General features: G+C 69.7%; 14 protein-coding genes and 1 pseudogene. 8 read left to right on the top strand and 7 right to left on the bottom strand.

Going from position 1 to position 19,274, the window contains the following annotated elements; all coding sequences use genetic code 11:
- Positions 1 to 16: 16 nt before the first annotated feature.
- From JKJ07_RS27630 to JKJ07_RS27620, 3 genes are read left to right on the top strand one after another with little or no spacing between them, the layout of a single operon-like run.
- Positions 17 to 952 (top strand): hypothetical protein, encoded by a 936-nt coding sequence (locus JKJ07_RS27630; RefSeq protein ID WP_202994727.1) that lies wholly within the window; start codon positions 17 to 19, stop codon positions 950 to 952.
- Positions 953 to 986: 34 nt separating this feature from the next.
- Positions 987 to 1,331: a hypothetical protein gene (locus tag JKJ07_RS27625; RefSeq protein WP_202994726.1), complete on the top strand. Its 345-nt coding sequence runs from the start codon at positions 987 to 989 to the stop codon at positions 1,329 to 1,331.
- Positions 1,332 to 1,340: 9 nt separating this feature from the next.
- Positions 1,341 to 1,646 carry an antibiotic biosynthesis monooxygenase family protein gene (locus JKJ07_RS27620; RefSeq protein ID WP_202994725.1) on the top strand — a complete coding sequence of 102 codons (306 nt, stop codon included), beginning with the start codon at positions 1,341 to 1,343 and terminating at the stop codon, positions 1,644 to 1,646.
- A gap of 9 nt (positions 1,647 to 1,655) precedes the next feature.
- Here JKJ07_RS27620 and JKJ07_RS27615 read toward each other — a convergent pair whose 3' ends face one another.
- The 5 genes and pseudogenes from JKJ07_RS27615 to JKJ07_RS27595 all read right to left on the bottom strand — a co-directional run bounded on the left by JKJ07_RS27615 (position 1,656) and on the right by JKJ07_RS27595 (position 10,134).
- On the bottom strand, positions 1,656 to 2,558 hold the full coding sequence (locus JKJ07_RS27615) for an AAA family ATPase (RefSeq protein WP_236030029.1): 903 nt from the start codon (positions 2,556 to 2,558) through the stop codon (positions 1,656 to 1,658).
- A gap of 61 nt (positions 2,559 to 2,619) precedes the next feature.
- Positions 2,620 to 3,579 (bottom strand): hypothetical protein, encoded by a 960-nt coding sequence (locus JKJ07_RS27610; RefSeq protein ID WP_202994724.1) that lies wholly within the window; start codon positions 3,577 to 3,579, stop codon positions 2,620 to 2,622.
- Positions 3,580 to 3,794: 215 nt separating this feature from the next.
- A pseudogene (locus JKJ07_RS27605) lies at positions 3,795 to 4,952 on the bottom strand (OmpL47-type beta-barrel domain-containing protein); the annotation flags it as partial.
- Between the two features lie 158 nt (positions 4,953 to 5,110).
- Positions 5,111 to 9,010 (bottom strand): ThuA domain-containing protein, encoded by a 3,900-nt coding sequence (locus JKJ07_RS27600; RefSeq protein ID WP_202994722.1) that lies wholly within the window; start codon positions 9,008 to 9,010, stop codon positions 5,111 to 5,113.
- Positions 9,007 to 10,134, bottom strand: coding sequence for a multicopper oxidase domain-containing protein (locus JKJ07_RS27595; RefSeq protein WP_202994721.1), 1,128 nt, complete (start codon positions 10,132 to 10,134; stop codon positions 9,007 to 9,009). Before JKJ07_RS27595 ends, JKJ07_RS27600 begins: the two co-directional genes overlap by 4 nt.
- 415 nt (positions 10,135 to 10,549) lie before the next feature.
- Between JKJ07_RS27595 and JKJ07_RS27590 the strand changes: the two genes are divergently transcribed.
- A complete protein-coding gene (locus JKJ07_RS27590) occupies positions 10,550 to 13,789 on the top strand; it encodes a GH92 family glycosyl hydrolase (protein WP_202994720.1) in 3,240 nt (1,079 codons plus the stop codon).
- On the opposite strand, the gene JKJ07_RS27585 is transcribed toward JKJ07_RS27590, so the two are convergent.
- Entirely contained in the window at positions 13,786 to 14,025 is a 240-nt protein-coding gene (locus tag JKJ07_RS27585; protein ID WP_202994719.1) for a hypothetical protein, read from the bottom strand. The two genes, JKJ07_RS27590 and JKJ07_RS27585, sit on opposite strands and share 4 nt — an antisense overlap.
- A 175-nt stretch (positions 14,026 to 14,200) precedes the next feature.
- Here JKJ07_RS27585 and JKJ07_RS27580 point away from each other — a divergent pair, with 175 nt between their 5' ends.
- Positions 14,201 to 14,368, top strand: a complete 168-nt coding sequence (locus JKJ07_RS27580) for a hypothetical protein (protein ID WP_202994718.1) — start codon at positions 14,201 to 14,203, stop codon at positions 14,366 to 14,368.
- A 9-nt stretch (positions 14,369 to 14,377) separates the two neighbouring features.
- Positions 14,378 to 15,190, top strand: a complete 813-nt coding sequence (locus JKJ07_RS27575) for a class I SAM-dependent methyltransferase (RefSeq protein ID WP_202994717.1) — start codon at positions 14,378 to 14,380, stop codon at positions 15,188 to 15,190.
- A gap of 145 nt (positions 15,191 to 15,335) precedes the next feature.
- Here JKJ07_RS27575 and JKJ07_RS27570 read toward each other — a convergent pair whose 3' ends face one another.
- Positions 15,336 to 16,355, bottom strand: coding sequence for a LacI family DNA-binding transcriptional regulator (locus JKJ07_RS27570; RefSeq protein WP_202994716.1), 1,020 nt, complete (start codon positions 16,353 to 16,355; stop codon positions 15,336 to 15,338).
- A 160-nt stretch (positions 16,356 to 16,515) separates the two neighbouring features.
- On the opposite strand from JKJ07_RS27570, the gene JKJ07_RS27565 reads away from it, so the two are divergent.
- Both JKJ07_RS27565 and JKJ07_RS27560 read left to right on the top strand, forming a co-directional pair.
- Positions 16,516 to 17,799 carry a sugar ABC transporter substrate-binding protein gene (locus JKJ07_RS27565; RefSeq protein WP_202994715.1) on the top strand — a complete coding sequence of 428 codons (1,284 nt, stop codon included), beginning with the start codon at positions 16,516 to 16,518 and terminating at the stop codon, positions 17,797 to 17,799.
- Positions 17,796 to 19,274 (top strand): ABC transporter permease subunit, encoded by a 1,479-nt coding sequence (locus tag JKJ07_RS27560; RefSeq protein WP_202994714.1) that lies wholly within the window; start codon positions 17,796 to 17,798, stop codon positions 19,272 to 19,274. Before JKJ07_RS27565 ends, JKJ07_RS27560 begins: the two co-directional genes overlap by 4 nt.

The raw sequence follows: 19,274 nt of genomic DNA, 5'->3' as shown, positions 1-19,274 counted from the left end.
TCGCTACCCTGCGACGGTGTCCGACGAACTGGCCCGGGAGTACAACCACTACGCGGAGCAGGCCGCCGAGCTTTTCCTCGCGGGGCGGCCCGAGCAGGCCCACCAGGTGGCCGATCGGGCCGTCGCGGCGGGGCAACAGCTCCACAAGTCCACACCCGAGAATCGGGCTTACGCCAACGCGTACGCGGACGCTTGCCGCAACCGTGCGGAGTTCGCCACCGTCCTGATCCTGGGCGGCCACGAAGCCCCGCGCCGGCTCGCCATGCTCGGGGCGCGGGACGCCGGGCGGGCGCTCGACCTGTACGAGCCGGGCGACCCTCGTACGGCGGCCGTGTGCCTGAACCTCGCCGAGCTGCTGACCGTCCTGGGTCAGCGGGACCAGGCCCGCGTGCAGGCCGAAACCGCGCTGGCCGACTATCGGCGGAGGCAGGTCGACGCCACCGAACTCGCCCGCGCCCTGGACAGATATGCCGACGTGCTTTCGGCGGGACTGCCCAGCACCCCGCCGGAGGCCGTCCAGGCCCGGCTCGAATCGGTCCGGCTGGCCCGGCCGTTCACCCGGCCCGGCACCCACCTGTGGACCGACCGGCACAACCAGGAGAACCCCTGGCTGAGCCGGCCCACCCTGCACCGGTTCGGCGTCACCGCCCGGCGGCTGGCCGCCGACCTGCCCCGCCCCGGCGCCGAGGCGGCCCGCTGCCTGTTCGACGCGGCCGAGGTCGAGCTGGCGCTGATCGACATCGAGAACCTCTACGCCCCCGCGCACCCGCAGCGCCTGCGCACCGCCGGGGCCTTGCTGGAGGAGCTCGCCCAGCTCCTCGACGACCGGAACCCCGACCTGGCCCGCCGCTGCCGGACGTCGGGGCTCCCGGACGATTGGCTGCCTGACATTCTGGCCCTGCGCCCCGAGGTGGAAGCCGCCTTCCCGACTAACGGGGATCAAATCGGGTAGCCGCATCCCGAGAATCCCGACCCGAGGAGTGCGGATGACCAAGCCGATCCGGGCGACCGGTCCGGCCCGCGCCGGCTGGGGCGCCGCCCTGCTGCTGGCCCCGGAACCCCTGCTGCGCCAGGCCGCCGGCTCGCCGGTCCCCGCCGCGGCGATGACGGTGGCAAGGGTGCTGGGCACGAGACAACTCGTGCAGGCCGTCGTCACGACCGCCGCCCCCGGCCCCCGAGTCGCCCGGCTCAGCGCGGCTTTGGACGTCCTGCACGCCGCCACCGGCGTGGCCCTGGCCGTCGCCTCCCCGCGCTGGCGCACGATCGCCCTGACCGACGCGGCCTTCGCCACCGCCCTCGCCGTGGCCGCCTGGCGCAGCCGCACTCCGTAGGCTGGACCCATGATTTCGCGCATGTGGCGGGGCTGGGTCGCGACCGATCGGGCCGCCGAATACGTGGCATACATCAACGAGACCGGCATGGCCGAATACAAGGCCACCCCCGGCAACCTCGACGCCCAGATGTGGACCCGCGACCTGGGCGACGGCCGCACCGAGGTCGTCACCCTCAGCTGGTGGGAATCCCTCGACTCGATCAAGGCCTTCGCCGGCGACGACATCACCCAGGCCGTCTTCTACCCCTCCGACGACAACTTCCTCATCGACCGCGAAACCACAGTCACCCACTTCGAGGTCACCGGCACCTGAGCCCGGACGTCAGCTGGGCGCGTACAGCCGGTCCAGATCGACGAGCTGGATGCTCGGGTCGGACTGTGCCGTCGCGAGCAGTTCACTGGTGAAGCCGGCTCCGCTGAACAGCAACAATCGGCAACGGTCAGAGTGGATGCCGTCCCGGCTTCGCAGCAGGGCGCAAATACGTTCCAGGCGTTGCAGGTGGCTGACGCCCACGGTCTCGTTCCACTTGGCCTCGCCGATCGCGAGGAGCTCCTCACGACCCTGTTCGTCACGGCCGAAAGCCGCCACATCCACCTCGTGCTGGGTGTGCGCGGCCGGATCATTGACCACACCTGAGGCGACTCGGACGGGATAACCGCCGAGCACGACGGGGCCGGCCTCCGTCCGGACGACGAGTTCCAGGCCGGCGCGTCCACGCAGCGGCGCGGTTCCGGACAGCAGCCCGCCCATGAATGACAGGGCGGACCCGCACAGCAGGAGCCGAACCTGCGTATTCGAGCGCTGCCCGGCCGGGTCGAGCGCACGTTGGATGATCGAGGGTAACGCCGGGCTGGCCCGGGCCAGGAACGGGAACTCGTCGATCACCACCGGGAGTGGACCGGCCGGGGCGAGCGTCATCGTCCGCGTGATCGCCTCGTCCCAGTTGTCGAACCTGAGCGGCGTGGGCTCGCCGAGATGGGTCCCGAGCGCGGCGCCGTACTGCCGGAGGGCGTCTGCTTCCACAGCTTCGGGCGCACTGAACATGAATCCACCGCTCGCACGCACGAGGGCGTCCAGCATGAAACTCTTGCCAAGACGACGCCGACCCGAAACAACGCCGAGCGCAGCCCCGCTCCGCGGCACACGGGCGAAGCGGACAATCTCGTCCCACTCGGTGTCGCGATCGAAGATCTCCGGTGGTTTCTCCACGATGGCTCTGCGCAAGCGTAAACAGTGTGCCGGCCCCGGACCGGGGCGGGTCCGGGGCCGGCTGGTGGAAGGGATGTCAGAGGTCGGCGGGGCCGGCTGCCTTGGCTTCCTCGACCGCGTCGGTGCGGCGTTCGTCGGCCTTGGCCGTGTCGTCCTGGCGCGGGGCGGCGGGGCGGGCGGCCGAGCGGGCTGCCGCCGCGGCGCTGTCGGTGACGGTGCCCTTGCGGATGCGGTTGTTGGCGGCGATCTGGGCGGCCGGGTTGTTGCCGGTGGCCGTCAGGGTCCCGTCGATGATGTTGTCGTCGACCGTGACGCCGCCGGTGGTGCTGGTGACGCTCACGTCCTTGCCGAAGAAGCCGCCGGAGGCGCAGCTGTCGAGCGGGCCGTTCGGGCCGAGCTGCACCCCGCCCAGGTTGCCCGCGAACGTGGCCTTGCCGCGCACCGAGCTGCCGCAGATCACGCTGCCGGTGGCGCTGTTGAGCACCGAGAGCGCGCCGTCGACGAACGAGTCGTGCACGTCGGTGTAGTACGAGCCGGTGCTGTTGACGCTGCCGGTGACCTGCGTGTTCTGGTCGAGGCGGACCTCGCCGGCCTGGGCGCTGACGTTGCCGGCGATCGTGCTGTTCTCGACGAACAGGAAGCTGTCGACCGTCGTGGTGCCCTTGGCCCGTACGGTGACCGTGCCGCTCGACGCGTCCTTGAGGAACACGCCGTAGCCGCCCGCGGCCAGCACGACCGGGCCGTCGATGGTGGTGGTCGACGCGTCGAGGTAGCCGTTGCCGGCCACCCGCACCTCGCCCGAGAACTTGCCGCCCGAGACGACCAGGTTGGCCCCGGCCTGCACGGTGATGTTGCCGGTGACGATGGTGCCGGTCAGCGAGCACGACTCGTTGGCCGGGACGAGCAGGTCGTTCGGCACGGTGACCGCGCCGCCGGTGCCGATGCAGTGGGTGACCAGCGCGGCGGTGGCCGGCAGGGCGGGGATCAGGCCGGCCAGCAGACCGGCGGCGGCGAAGACGGAAAGGCGTTTGCGCATGGCGGCGCTCCTAAGATTCAAGATCCGATGTCCGAACGGGCGGCCGCGCGGACGATCGTGCCCTGCTGCCGTTTGGTGAGGGTGCCGCCGGCCACCAGCGCGGCGGTGACGGTCTCGACGTGCCGCACGAACGCGGCGTGGTTCGGGTAGGACGCGTACTCGTCGATCAGGTCGTTGATCGTGCAGCCGTCGCCGGTGTCCGCGTTGGGCACCCCGGTGTCGTCGCCGTCGATGACCACGGTCGTCCGGGTGTCGGGCACCTCGCAGGCGTCCGAGCCCGTGCCGACCACGGTGAACGTGACCGTCTTCTCGGGCGAGGTGTTGCCCGCCGTGTCGGTCGCCCGAGCCCGTACGGTGTGAGCGCCGAGCCCGGTGATCACGACCGGCTGGGTGTAGGCGAGCCAGGCGCCCGAGTCGAGGGCGTACTGGATGGACGCCACTTCCGACTCGGTGTCGTTGGCCGTCACCGTGACGGTGGCCCGGCCCACGTACGCGTCGTTCTCGTTCTGCTCGCCGTCGACCTCGGCCACCACCGTCGGCGGCGTCGTGTCGGGCTCCTCCGCGGGCACCACCGTGAAGTGCGCCATCTTCTCGGCCGAGGTGTTGCCGGCCTTGTCGGTGGCCCGGTAGTGCAGCATGTGCATGCCCGCGGTGCTGACGACGACCGGTGCGGTGTACGCCGTGTAGGCCCCGCCGTCGAGCGAGTACTCGATGCGGTCCACCCCGGAGTCGTCGTCGGTGGCGGTCAGCGTGGCCGTGGCCGACCCGACGTAGTTGCCGTCGTCGTCCTGGGTGCCGGCCAGGGCGTGGTTCACCGTGGGCGGCGTGGTGTCCTCCTCGGGCGCCGGCTCGACCACCGTGAAGGCCAGCGACCCTTCCGTGGAGGCGTTGCCCGATTTGTCGGTCGCCCGGTACCGGACCGTGTGGGCCCCGGCCGTGCTGACCGCGACCGGTGCGGTGTAGGCCTGGAACGCGCCACTGTCCAGCGCGTACTCGACCTTGTCGACACCCGAGCCGCCGGTGTTGTCGGTGGCGGTCACCGTGACGGTGGCCGTGCCGACGTAGTTGCCGTTCGCGTCCTGGGTGCCCGCCGCGGCGGCCGTCACCGTGGGCGGCGTCGTGTCGGGGTCGGGACCGGGGCCGTCGGTGACGACGAACTCGCCGACCATCGTGCTGTGCCCCGGGATGGAGCAGAAGTACCTGTACCGCCCCGGGGTCAGCGTCACCGTGGCCTCGTGCCGCCCGTTGTTGGCGTCGAACGGGTTGGCCAGGATGTTGAGGCTGACGTCGTGGTTGTAGCCCTCGGTCGACGTGTCGAAGGTCAGCGTGTGCGGCATGCCGGTCGTGTTGCCGGTGGCCGCGCTGTTCTCGAACACGATGGTGGTGGCGCCGGGCGTCGCCGTGGTCGGCGCCGACGTGTACGCGGTGATGCTGTCCCCGGCCGTCCAGTTCAAGGTCCCAGCCGCCTGGGCCGGCGACGCGAGACCACCGACCAGCAGGAGCAGCGCGGCGAACAAACCAACTAGCCGTTTCACAGGGCACGCACCCGGATGTCGCGGAAGTCGACCAGGTCGGTGTCGCTGTGGTTCTGCAGGCCGATCAGCCCCTCGAGGAACTGTCGCTGGTCGGTCGGCGGGTCACCGGCCCGCGAGGACTGCTTGCCGGGCGTGTTGTCGAACTCTTTGATGACGACCCCGTTCCGGATGATCGTGTAGTGCTGGCCGACGACCTTGATCTCGTACCGGTTCCAGACGTTCTTCGCCGTGGGACGGGCGGCCGAGAGCGGGTTCGGGTCGAAGTTGTAGATCGAGCCGGTCTTCTGCGGCTCACCGGTCTCGCCGTCGTAGATCTGGATCTCGTGGCCGCAGTAGATGGCCACCCAGGCCTGCGAGGTGCGGGCCGAGCCGACGGTGCCGCAGCTGCCCGCGGGCCGCTGGTCGAGCGGGATGCGCGGGTCGGGGAAGCGGGTGAAGACCCCGCTGTTGCCGCGGGCGTCGCCGGGTGCGACGTCACGGAACTGCAGCGTCAGCGAGAAGTCCTTGAACGGCTTGGTGTAGTAGAGCATGCCGAGCCCGCCGCTGGGCCGCAGCGACCCGTCCGGCTGGATCGTGAACTGCCCGGTCGGCGCCTGCGCCCAGTCCTGCAGCGACTCCGGCGTGCCGTTGTAGATCGAGACGTACCCGGTGTGGCCGGCCGTGCCGATCTTCGAGGAGGCCGCCGCCCGGGTCAGGGCACCCGCCTCACGGTCACTCAAAAGGGGCTTGAGCGACGCGGTCACCGCGGAGACGTGCCTGACGAAGGCGTCGTGGGTCGCCCACGTGCTCTCGTCGTCGATCAGATCGTCGATCGTGCAGCCCTCGCCGACGACGCGGTTGGCGACCCCGGTGTCGACGTCGTCAAGCCGTACGGTGGTGGAAGGGTCTGCCACGGCACAGCCCGCGGTCACCGTCGTGGTCACGGTCGAGGTCGTCCCGCCCGCGTAGGTCACCACCAGGGTCGCCGTGTACTTGCCGACCTTGGCGTACGTGTGGGTGGGGTTGGCCTCGGTCGAGGTGCCGCCGTCGCCGAACGTCCACTTGTAGGACAGCCCGCCCGAGCGGGAACCGTTGAACGCCACCGTGAGCGGCTTGTTCTGCACCGCCACCGACGTCGCCGCGGGCACCGGGGTGGGCGCCCCGCCCTGATACGTGACGCGGATCAGCTTCTGGTTGGGGTGCAGGCTGAAGAAGCCGCCCGCGTAGTCGAGCATGTAGAGCGCGCCGTCCGGGCCGAACTTGGCGTCCATCCACGACTGCAGCTGGTTGGCCCCGCCGCCGGCCGGGATGATGGCCCGCAGCGACTCGCCGAACGCCGGCGGCTTGCCCGGCTGGTCGACAGTCACGGCGACCCGGTTGGCCGCGTTCGACTGGTCACCGATGAGCCACTTGTCGTTCCAGTACGACGGCCACGCCACGGTCGACTTGGGGTCGACCAGGTCGCGGTGGTACGTCGGGCCCGACATGACGGCCTGGCCGCCGCCCCGCAGGTAGGGCTGGGTGTAGGTCGCGTCCGCGGCGTTGTAGGTCGGGATGTCGCTGCCCGCGCGCTTCGGGAAGACCGGGCCGCCGCCGTCCGGCGAGTACCAGATCATGTTGTCCTTGATCGGCGGCAGGTCGGTCAGGCCCGTGTTGCGCGGCGACTCGTTCTTCGGCGCGTCGCAGTTGTACCAGCCGGTCAGGACCTTGGCGTCGGTGTTGCTGCGGTCCCGGTACGGCTGCTTGTTGCCCATGCAGTAGGGCCAGCCGTGGTTGCCCGCCTCGGTGATGATCGTGGCGGTCTCGTACTTGGCCGGTCCGAGCTCGGGGCTCGGCGATCCGGCGTCCGGCCCGACCCAGCCCGCGGTCAGCCACTGCTTCTTCTGGTCGATCTGCAGCCGGGCGATGTTGCGCACGCCCATCACGTAGATCTCCGGACGGGTCTTCGCCGTGCCCGGCGGGAACAGGTTGCCCGACGGGATCGTGTAGGTGCCGTCCGCCTCCGGGTGAATGCGGATGATCTTGCCGTTGAGGTCGTTCGTGTTGCCGGCCGTACGCCGGGCGTCCTGGAACGACGTGCCCTGATACTCGGCGGTCCAGTTGTTGCCCGAGTAGCCGTCCGAGCCCTGCGACGAGTTGCTGTCGCCGGAGCCGACGTACAGGTTGCCCTGCGCGTCGAACGCCATGCCGCCGCCCGCGTGGCAGCAGCTGTGGATCTGCACCGGCCAGTTGAGCAGGTCCTTGCGGGTGGCCTGGTCGATCGTCTGCGTGGTCTTGTCGTACGTGAAGCGCGAGACCGTACGCTGACCGATGCGCTTCTCGCGGTCGATCGAGGCGTGCGGCATCCAGTAGACGTACAGGTGGCCGTTCTGAGCGAAGGCCGGGTCCGGGACGATGCCGAGCAGGCCCTCCTCGTTCTTCTGCAGCTCGTCGCCGCTGCCCCGGTTGCCCATGACCGGCAGCGTGGTCAGCAGCTTGACCTGCTTGGTGGCCGGGTCGTAGGAGTGGATCGTGCCGCAGCCGAGGCCCACGTTGGGGTCGGTCCACGGGACGATCGGCCCGGACGGGCAGGCCGCCTTGCCGACGTAGAACACCGTGCCGTCGGGCGCGATGGTCAGGCCGTGCGGCTCGCCGATCTGGTCGAGCTGACCGGTCTGGTTGGCCGCGGTGAGCTTCTCGATCTTGTAGTTCGCGCCGATCGTGGCCTGGCAGTCCGCGCGGGTGATGCCGCTGGTCCAGCCGAGCGCGCCGGTCAGGTGCTTGCGGAAGGCCTCCTCGCCGTACGAGCCCTCGGTGTGGCCCATGCCGGTGTAGAAGGAGCGGCCGCCGTCGTAGTCACGGCACCACGAGATCGGGTGGAACGGGCCGTTGGCGCCCAGGCCCGGGTTGTAGTGCCGCTCCTCGACCTGGGCCAGGGTGTGCACCTGCCCGGTCGGGTTCGTCTCCCAGTTGTACCAGCGGTCCTCGCGGGTGACGGTCAGCGGCAGGCCGGCGGTGGCCGGGTGCTGCCGGTCGATGATGTCGACCACCGAGCGGGCCACCGCGGGCGGGGCCGGGGTCTCGGTCGTGCCGGTGAACAGCCGCAGGTCGGCCAGCTGGGTCAGCGGCTCGCCACTGTTGGCGGTGATGTTCAGGCGGTAGAACTTGTAGTCGCCCGGGGTCGCCACGTCGAACCGGCGGATCTGGAACCGGTCCGCGAACGTCTGCCCCGCGCGGGAGTCCACGTCGGTCCAGGCCTGCCCGTCGGCCGAGCCCTGCAGCTTCCAGTCCCTCGGGTCGCGCCCCGACGAGTCGTTGGCCGAGGTCAAGGCGTACGCGGTGATCCGGGCCGGCGCCGCCAGCTCGTAGCGTGCCCAGCCGGTCGGCGTGCGCACCAGCCACTTGGTGTTGGCGTCGCCGTCGTTGAGCTTGACCGCGGTCTCGTTCGGCGGGTTCTCGCCGCTCGCGGTGACCGCCGCGACCGGGTGGGCCACGGGGATCGCGCCGGCCGGGCGGGCGCCGATCAGGCCGGTGAACCAGGTCGAGTCGAGCTGGGCCCGGGCCGCGTCGCCGACACCGAGGAAGCCGCCGCCCGCGTTGACGAAGCCTTTGAGAGCGGTTTCCTGTACGGGGGTGAGCGTCACGCCGTCGGCCGAGAGGTAGACGACGGCCCGGTACTTGGCCAGGCTCGCCGTGCTGAAGACGGCGGGGTCGCTGCTCGCCGTGGCTTCGAGGCCCTGCGCGGTCGCCAGCTCCTGGATGGTTTGGGTCGCCCTGGCCACCGGGTCCTGCTGGGCCGCGGCAGCGCCGGCGAAGACGAGGACGCCGGGCTTGGGCGGTTCGGCCGCCGCCTGCCGGGCCGCGGCCTCTCGTGGCGGCGCGACTCCGATGGTCAGAACCGCGGCCAATCCTATGGCGGCGGCTTGTCTCAGCCTCATGAGCCAGTCCCTTCGTGGACGTGCGTTTGTGCTGATGCTTTTGCGGCGGCCGCGTGCTGGTGGCCGTTGAAGCGGTCGATCGCCTCCTGCGCGCCGGGTGGCATGGTGCCGTCGGCGTTGCGGACGAGGAAGATGCCGGCCATGCCGGTGTCCGAGTGGGACTGGACGTGGCAGTGGTACATCCACGCGCCGGGGCCCACCGCCTCACCGGCGATCACCTGGAAGCCGAACGAGTTGCCCGGGTTCAGGTCCTTGTTGTCGACGACGTGGGTGGGGTCGGACGGGCCCTCGAGATATCCCGTACGGTTGTCCGCCCAGCGGTGCGCGTGCAGGTGGAACGTGTGGAAGAAGTTGCCGTGGCCGATCGCGACCCACTCGACGCGCTGGCCCAGGTTGGCCTCGAACATCGGCGTGTTGGGGGCGACCTTGTTGTTGATCTGCATGTCGTTGAAGACGACCGTGAACTGCTTGTCCGGCAGGATGTCGCCGCGCCGCCGCACGATCAGGGCGCCGTACAGGCCCTTGATCAGGCCGGCCGTGCCGTGGTCGGTGCCCATCGCGTGGTCGTGGTAGTGCCAGTAGCCGGCGCTGCCGGGCAGGAACCGGCGGCCGGTGGTGGCGGTCATCTCGTGGGAGCGCCACGTGTATTTGCGGGTCTCGCCGGGGGCGTTGAACGAGGCGTTGAACGGCGCCCCGTCCGACTCGGTGCTGTAGTCGACCCCGTGCGGGTGGATGGAGAGCCGCTGGTTGGTCGTGTTGACCAGGGTGATCTCCAGCGTGTCGCCCTCGTACATCTCGAGGATCGGCCCGGGGATGGTCGCGGTGTCCGGCGTCAGGCCGTAGCCGAACTGGTTGCCGGGCAGCGCGACGGCGTAGATCGTGATCCGCTTGGTGACGCCCTCGGCGGCCTGGGCCGGCTCGGACCGGGTCGTCGTCGCCACCGCGACCGCGCCTCCGGTGACCCCCAGGACGCCCGCGGCCGCGAGCAGGGAACGCCGGCGCAGCTGCTGCGGTTCGCCTCCGCCGGCGCGCGGTGAGGCGTTGCCGGTGAACTCTCCGTCGGCGCGCGGCGAGGCGTCGCGCGCCGAAGCCTCGCCGGTGAGCTCTTCGCGGTCCAGCGTCATGCCTCGGCCCCAGCGGCGCAAGGCACGGCTGACAACGTTGTCATCTTTCATTCGCGTCCTCCCGCGTCACCGGCCTGAACAGATCGGGGACGCCCACGTGTCGGAAGAGCAGTCAGGCCTGCGCCTTTCGAGGCACAGCACCGCCACGCCCGGACCGGGGCCGCCACCCAGCCGTCCGTGCGCTTGTTACGAACTTTTCTCAGAAGAATCAAAACTTCGGTCTGATGGGAGCAACTTATGACTCACATCGATGAAAGTAAAGGTTCTTGAGACGAAAGTGGACGATCGGAGGCCGTCGATCCCCAGCCATTGACGCACATCCATGGCACTGTTTACCATCGCGAAACGTTGACAACGTTGTCACAGCCGGTGCACCGTCGCGCTCCCCCATCCCCCGCGAACGGCAGGTCACGCCATGCGCCCACGCCCCCTCCCCTGGCTCGCCACCCTGCTGCTGACCGCCGGCCTGGGCCTCGCGGTCGCCGCCCCGCCCGCCGCCGCGGCCCCGGGCGACTTCGTGACCGGCTTCGAGGCCGGCGATCCCGCACCCACGTGGCAGAACAGCGTCGAGAGCAGTGCCGGCGTCGGCGGCTACTGCTGCGCCCTGACCGGCATGGAGAGCGCCCCGCGGACGGAGACCGCGCACACCGGCACGGCCGCGCTGATGTATTCGGGCAACGACACCAGCACCACCGCGTCGTACTCGTACAACCGGCTCTTCGACGTCGACATCCCGGTGACCGCCGCGACCACGCTGTCCTACTGGCTCTATCCGCAGTCCGGCGGCCACCTCGACGTCGCCGTCGACCTCGTCTTCACCGATGGCAGTCGCCTGCGCGACACCGGCGCGGTCGACCAGAACGGCGTCCGCGTCCACCCCTCGTACCAGGGAAACGGTTCTGTGCTCGGCTTTGACCGCTGGAACTTCGTCAGCTCGTCGATCGGGCAGTGGGCGGCCGGGCGGACGGTCGACCGGATCCTGATCGGCTATGACCAGCCGGCCAACACGGGCACTTTCCGGGGCTATCTCGACGATCTGGCCATCACCGCCGACGCCCCCGCGACCCGGCTGTCCGATCTGGTCGACACCCGGCGCGGCTCGAACTCCGACGTCAGCTATTCGCGCGGCAACACGTTCCCGGGGACGACCGTGCCGAACGGCTTCAACTTCTGGACGCCCGTCACGAACGGCAACAGCGACGGCTGGCTCTATCAGTACAACGCGACGACCGTGCAGGGTTTCGCCGTCAGCCACGAGCCCAGCCCATGGATCGGCGACTATGCCCAGTTGCAAGTGATGCCGACGACCGGGTCCGTCAAGACGACACCGGACGCGCGCAAATCCACGTTCAGCCACGGCAATGAGGTGGCCAAGGCGCATTACTACAAGACCCGGCTCGACACGTACGGGATCACGGCCGAGATGAGCCCGACCGACCATGCCGGCGTGCTGCGCTTCCAATACCCGGCCGGGTCCGAGTCGGTCATCGTGTTCGACACCATCGACAAGGTGGGCGGCTCGATCACCGTCAACGCGAGCGCCCGTACGATCACCGGCTACCTCGACCACAAGGGCCCGCGCCTCTACTTCTCGGCGACCGTCGACAAACCCATCACCGCGACCGGAAACGTGAGCGGGCAGGGCGTGACGAGCTGGGTCCGTTTCGCCACAACGGCCAACGAGCAGGTCACGCTGAAAATGGCCACCTCGTACATGAGCGTCGCGCAAGCCACGGCCAACCTGTCGCAGGAGGTCGGGGCGAAAAGCTTCGACACCGTACGGGAGGAGGCCGCGGCGCTGTGGGACTCGGCGCTCGGGAAAGTGCGCATCGACGGCGCCACGAACGACCGGCTGGTGACGTTCTACTCCAACATGTATCGCTCGTTCATGTATCCGAACAACATGTCGGAGATCGTGGGCGGGGTGCGGAAATACTTCAGCCCGTACGACAACCAGGTGCACGACGGGCAGATGTACGTCAACAACGGCTTCTGGGACACCGCACGCGCGGTCTGGCCGCTCTACACGTTGCTCTCCCCCACCCGTACGGGCGAAATGCTCGACGGATTCGTCAACGCCTACAAGAACGGGGGCTGGACGCCACGCTGGTCGGGCCCCGGTTACATCGACATCATGGTCGGCACGAACCAGGACCTGGCCTTCGCCGACGCGTACATGAAGGGCGTGCGCAACTTCGACTTCCGGGCCGCGTACGCGTCGATGGTGAAGAACGCGGCGGTGTACTCGTCGTCGGGTTCGCGCGGGCGTAAGGGAATCGAGGTGTCCACGTTCAAGCGGTACGTGCCCACCGACGTACGGGGGGAATCGGCCTCTTGGACGCTGGAGGACGCGAACAACAACTTCGGTATCGCGCAACTGGGACGGGCGCTCGGATTCGCCGAGGACGCGGCCTACTTCGAGAACCGGGCCCTCGACTACGCGAACCTGTATTCGGCGTCGACCGGGTTCTTCCGCGGCAAGCAGTCCAACGGCTCCTGGCGTACGGCGGACTCGGCCTTCAAGCCGAATGAATGGGGCTACGAGTTCACCGAGGGCGCGCCCTGGCACTACGCGACGCCGGCCCCGCAGGACCCGCAGGGAATGGCCAACCTCTACGGCGGACGGGCGCAACTGTCGGCGAAAATCGACTCGGTCTTCGCCGCCTCCCGCGATTACCTGCCCGGCTCGTACGGGGGTGTCATCCACGAGATGCGCGAGGCCTACGACACCAACATGGGCCAGTACGCGCACCCGAACGAGCCGATTCACCACATGCTCTACATGTACAACTACGCCGGCACGCCGTCGAAGACCCAGACCCGCGTACGGGATGTGCTGACCAAGCTTTACGGCTCGGGCGCGGGCAACGGCGGTGGCTATCTCGGCGACGAGGACAACGGGCAGATGTCGGCCTGGTACGTGTTCAGCGCGCTCGGTTTCTACCCCGCGCGAATGGGCAGCACCGACTACACGATCGGCGCTCCGCTGCATCCCTCGGCCACAGTTTCGCTGGAGAACGGCCGCACCTTCACGGTTTCGGCGCCCGGGGTCAGCGACACGAACCGTTACATCCAGAGCGCCACACTCAACGGGGTGCCGTATACGAAGAACTATCTGACGCACGCCGATCTGCAGGCCGGGGGAACGCTCAGCTTCGTGATGGGCCCGTCCCCGTCCTCATGGGGCACCGGCGCCAACGACATTCCGCCCTCCCTCACCACCGGCTCCGCCGCGCCGCGCCCGCTCGCCGACCGGTTGAGTGGCGGCACGCTGACCGCGAGCGGCGAGAACCCGCCCAACGAGACGGCGGCCAAACTCGTCGACGACACGTCGCTGACGAAATGGCTCACCTTCGCCGGCACCGCCACGCTCGAATACCGCCTGCCCGCCGCGACCGCCGTCAAGCAGTACACGCTGACGTCGGCCGAGGACGCCCCCGAACGCGACCCGCGCAGCTGGGCGCTGCAGGGCTCCAACGACGGCACGACGTGGACGACTGTCGACACGCGGGCGAACCTCGACTTCGCCGACCGGCGGCAGACGAGGGCCTTCGTCATCCCCAACCCGACGGCCTACTCCCGCTACCGCCTGCAGATCACGGCCAACCACGGCGCCACGGCGACCCAGCTGGCCGAGTGGGAGCTCCTGAGTTAGCGGCGGGTCTCGGGGGCCAGCTGGACGGTCCACGTGCGGGCCGCGCCGACCACCGCGATCGCGCGGCACAGCAGCTCGCAGCCCAGCTCGGGACGGCCCTCGGCGAAGCCGCGGTTGATCAGGGTGACCGCCTTGGCGTGGTCACCCTGCTCGAGGGCGCTCTCCAGGCCCGCCGACAACACGGCGGCCAGAGCGGCGTGGAAGCTGTCGGCGCCCTTCTCGCGAAGCGTCTTCACGTGGTTCTCCTGAGTGCTCGCAGGGCCGTACTACGAGAACAACGGTTTTCGTGGCGGAGCAGGTGACGGTCGCGGGAGTGGGGTAAGACGGCCGGAACCGGTTCCGTGCTACGTTCTCAAGGCGTCCAGTCCCCCGTTTCCGGGTTCGTGCGGCGCCGTTCGAGAAAGGCATCACATGCCTGTCGTTCCCACCCGGTTCCTCGCCCCGCAGACCGCGGCCCAGGAGCAGCCCGCCCCGCACACCGCCGACCGCGGCGAGACGGCCATGCGCCGGCTCCGCGACCCGTTCGCGGTCACCGCCGAACCCACCCGCACCGGCCCGCGCGAGCCGCAGACAGCCTGAGCCCGGCCGATGACCGGTTATGGGGGCGCCGCCCGCTGGAACGGCCCGTCCGGCCAGGCCTGGGTCGAGACGCAGGCGCTGATGGACGGGATGTATCGGCCGCTCGAGGAGCTGCTGCTCGACGCCGTGAGCGCCCGGCAACCCGCAAGCGTGCTCGACGTCGGCTGCGGCACCGGCGGCACAACGGTCGCCCTGGCCGCCCGGCTGGGACCCGGCAGCAACTGCGTAGGCGTAGACATCTCCGAGCCCATGATCGAGGCCGCCCGCACCCGCGGCGGCACGGCGACGTTCCTCCGCGCCGACGTGCAGGAACACGAGTGGCCACCGGATTCGTTCGACGCGGTCATGTCCCGCTTCGGCGTCATGTTCTTCGACGACCCGGTGCGCGCCTTCGGCAACCTGCGCCGCGCCGCCCCCAGCCTGCATTTCGTGGCCTGGCGGGCCATCGAGGAAAACCCGTTCATGACGGCCGCCGAACGAGCCGCCGCCCCACTGCTCCCCGCCATGCCACCCCGCCGCCCGACCGGCCCCGGCCAGTTCGGCCTGGCGGACGCCGCCCAGACCCGCTCGATCCTCGCCTCGGCGGGCTGGACGGACATCACCATCGAGCCGATCGACATCACCTGCACCTTCCCCGAAGCCGACCTGGTCGGCTATTTCACCCGGCTGGGCCCGGTCGGCGTGGCCCTCCGCGACACCGACGACCAGACCCGGACCCAGGTCATCGACACCGTCAGGCCCGCCTTCACCCCCTACATCCACGGCCCCGAGGTCCGCTTCACCGCCGCCTGCTGGCTGGTTCAGGCCTCGAGCACGGGGTAGCCACCGCCCGGCAGCACGCCCTCCGCCGAAAGCGGTTCAGCAGGCAGGCCGGTGGTGACGCTGCCCGAGGCTTACAGCGCGGTGATGGCACGGCACAGCTGGGCGACCCGCTCGGCTGGGGCGCAGGGCTCGGGGCGCAGCTCCATCAGGTGGTTGCGGGTGGGGCGGTGGTGCCGCGGGCTACGACCTGGGTGGGCAGGGTGACGTGGGCGGCCGTGGGTTCGCCTTCTTGCAGGATTTGGTGGACCAGTTGGCCGGCGACCAGGCCCTGTTCGGTGACGGGTTGGCGGACTGTCGTGAGGTCGAACATGTCGGCCAGGTGGTGGTCGTCTATGCCGACGACCGACATCGTGTGCGGAACTGCCACCCCGGCGCGGCGCAGGGTGCGTAGGGCGCCGAAGGCTACCTCGTCGGAGAAGGCGACGACCCCGGTCGGCGGGTCGGGGCGGCTGAGCAGCTCGCTCATGCCTTCGACGCCGCCGTGGCTGCCCCAGTGGCGGTTGACGACCAGGGACGCGTCGAGGCCGGCCTCGGAAAGTACCGTGGTGAAGCCGCGCAGGCGGGCGCTGGGGGCGGCGTATTCGAGGCTCCACGTGCCGGTGGAATTGATCATCGCGATGCGGGTGTGGCCGGCCCGGACGAGTTGGGTGGTGGCCTGGCGGCCGGCTTCGACGTCGTCGATGCGGACGTGCGGGTGGTCGCCGAGGGTGCCGCCGGCCATGACGACCGTGACTCCCATGAGATCCAGGCGGCGGCGCTCGTCGTCGCTGATCGGCAGGGCGACCAGGATCAGCGCGTCGACCTGGCGGCGGGCGGGCAGCTCGTCGAAGAAGCGGCGGCGTTCGCGTTCCTCCTTGACCTCGTAGAGCAGCACGTCGAGGTCGGTGCCGCGCAGGCCGGTGACGATGCCGTCGAGCATCGACGCGTAGAACCAGTGCGACACGTCGGGGGTGACGACGGCGACCCGGCCGCTGGAGCCGCGGGCCAACCGGGCGGCGTCGGGTGAGACCGCGTACGACAGGTCGTCGGCCAGCAGCCTGATCTTGCGGCGGGTCTCCTCGGAGACGCCGGGGGCGCCGCTCAGGGCGCGCGACACCGTCGCGATGGAGACGCCGGCGCGCTCGGCCAGGTCCGCCATGTTCAACGCCACGGATCGCTTGGTCACGGCATCACGGTAAAACACGTAAACGCTTACGTCACGCGTTCCCGCGCAAAACCCGAGCAAAAGCATTGATGGTTGACAGCGCGGGTGACTTGTTTCACTCTCGTTTCGTAAACGCTTACGTGAGCACACGCCGGTGACCCACCCCGACCGAGGAGTCCCGATGAGATACCGCTTGCTGGCCCTGATAACCGCGACCGCCCTGCTGACGACGACGGCATGTTCAGGCGACAAAAAAGACGAAACGGCGGCGACCACAGCGCCGTCGACCGCGCCCAGCTCGGCCGGCGGCCCAGCGAGAGAGGACGCCGACCTGGTCATCTGGACCTCGGAGGCGGCCAGCCGGGCGGTGACCCCGATCGCCCAGAAGTTCGGTCAGGACAACAACATCACGGTCGCCGTGCAGGTGATCGCGGCCGACCTCGCCGCCAACGCGATCACGGCCAACGAGGCCGGCAACGGCCCCGACATCCTGACCCTGCCCAACGACTTCCTGGGCGGCGCGCTGCAGAACGGCACGGTCAAGCCGCTCTCGCTGGCCGCGAGCGACCTCACGGCGTACGAGAAAAGCGCCGTGGCCTCGGTGAGCCGCAACGGGCAGGTCTGGGCATTGCCGTACGGGATGGAGAATCTCGTCCTCTATCGCAACACCAAGGCCGTTCCGCAGGCCCCGGCGACCGTGGAGGACCTGGTCAGCACCGGGCAGGCGGCGGTCAAGAAGGGCACGGTCAAGCGCGCGCTGTCGCTGCCGGTCGGGCAGGAGGGCGACGCGTACCACATGCACCCGTTCTTCACCTCGGCCGGCGGCTCGCTGTTCGGCATGGACGCGAGCGGCCAGTACGACACCACGAAGATCGGCATCGGCACGCCGGAGTCGATCGCGGCGGCCAAGAAGATCGCGGCGCTGGGCGAGAAGGGCTCGAAGGTGCTGTCCCGCTCGATCGACGGCTCGAACGCGATCGCGCAGTTCACGGCGGGCAACGCGGCCTACCTGATCTCCGGCCCGTGGGCGCTGGCCGACATCCGCAAGTCCAAGGTCCCGTACGACATCACGCCGATCCCGCCGTTCAAGGGCGGCAAGCCGGCCGCGCCGTTCCTGGGCGTACAGGCGTTCTGGATGTTGTCGAACGCGAAGAACCCGGCCTTCGCCGAGGAGTTCGTGACCAAGACGATGAACACGCCCGAGGCGATGACCGCCATGTACGAGCAGGACCCCCGCCCACCCGTACGCGATGACGTGCTGGCCGCCGTGAGCGCGAAGGACGCCGACATGGGCAAGCTGGCCGCCGGGGCGAAGAACGCGACGCTGCTGCCCGACTTCCCGTTCATGGCCGGGGTGTGGCCGCCGCTGGGTCAGGCCTACGCCACGATCGTCGGCGGCGCCGACCCCACGAGCACGATGCAGAAGACCGGCAAGACGATCGAGAGCGCGGTCAAGGCGAAGTGATCCGGATCCTCTGCCTGGGGATCGCGGTCGGCACCGCGGCGGCGCTCACTCCCAGCCTGGCGGGCGGCGGTCACTACGTCGTGCTGACCGTCGCCTGGGTGGTCGTCGCGGTGCTGCTGGTCACGTACGGTACGCGCCGGGCGGTGACAGCCAAGTATCTGATCCCCGGCACGCTCCTGCTGGTCGTCTTCACCGTGGCCCCGGTGCTGGCCACCGTGCAGATGTCGACCACCAACTACGGCGACGGCACCCGTACGACCAAACAGGAGACGGTCGAGCGGATCCTGGCCAATTCCGTGGTGCAGGCGCCGGACTCGCCGATCTTCGACCTGACCGTGGCCGGGTCGGGCGACGGCGACTTCGTGTTCCTGCTGGTCGACCGGGCGACCGGTCAGGCGTACGAGGGAAACCGAGACGGGCTGCGCGAGCTCGACCCACCCGTGACCGCGCCGCCGGGTTACACGATCCTGACGCCGAAGCAGGTCAACGACGCGGCGGCCCAGCTCAGGGAGTTCGCCGTGCCGACCGAGGGCGGGGCCATCCGGCAGCGAGGGCTGCGGGAGGCGTACGAGGGCCGTGCGATGCTCCGGTACGACGGGAACGCGATCACCGATACGCAGACGCATACGCGCTATACCGTGCAGCGGCAGGGCGACCGCGAGTACTTCGTGGACGCGAACGGCGAGCGGCTGTCGGACCAGTCGTGGCGGGCGGGCGTCGGGCTCGACAACTATCGCAAGGCGTTCACCGACGAGCGCATCCTCGGCGGTTTCCTGCGCATCTTCGGCTGGACGGTGGCGTTCGCGGCGGGTTCGGTCGCGCTGACCTTCGTCGTCGGGCTCGGCCTGGCCGTGATGCTCAACGACCCCCGCGTACGGGGTCAGAAGTGGTATCGCTCGGTGCTGCTGCTGCCGTACGCGATCCCGGGTTTCATCAGCATCCTGGTCTGGTCCGGCTTCTTCAACCAGGAGTTCGGGCTGATCAACAACCTGACCGGGCTCGACGTCGACTGGCTGGGCGACCCGGTGTGGGCCAAGGCGGCGCTGCTGCTGCTCAACCTGTGGCTCGGCTTTCCGTACATGTTCCTGGTCGCCACCGGGGCGCTGCAGGCCATCCCCGGCGAGCTGAAGGAGGCCGCGACGATCGACGGCGCCGGCGGGTTCACCGCGTTCCGCCGCATCACGTTCCCGTTGCTGCTGGTCGCCGTGGCGCCCATTCTGGTGGCGTCGTTCGCGTTCAACTTCAACAACTTCAACGTGATCGAGCTGCTGACCCACGGCGGCCCGTTCACACCCGACAATCCCGACGCGGGCGCGACCGACATCCTGATCAGCTACACCGTACGGCTCGCGTTCGGCGCCGGCGGCGCGCAGTTCGGGTTCGCCGCCGCGATCGCCACCCTGCTCTTCGTCATCACCGGGGTGCTGGCGGCGGCGCAGTTCCGGGCCACCCGCAGTCTCGAGGAGGTGCACTGA

This window comes from Paractinoplanes lichenicola, assembly GCF_016785085.1.
GTDB lineage: Bacteria > Actinomycetota > Actinomycetes > Mycobacteriales > Micromonosporaceae > Actinoplanes > Actinoplanes lichenicola.
Note: the sequence above shows the minus strand (reverse complement) of the source record. Positions and strands in the feature narration are given on the sequence as shown.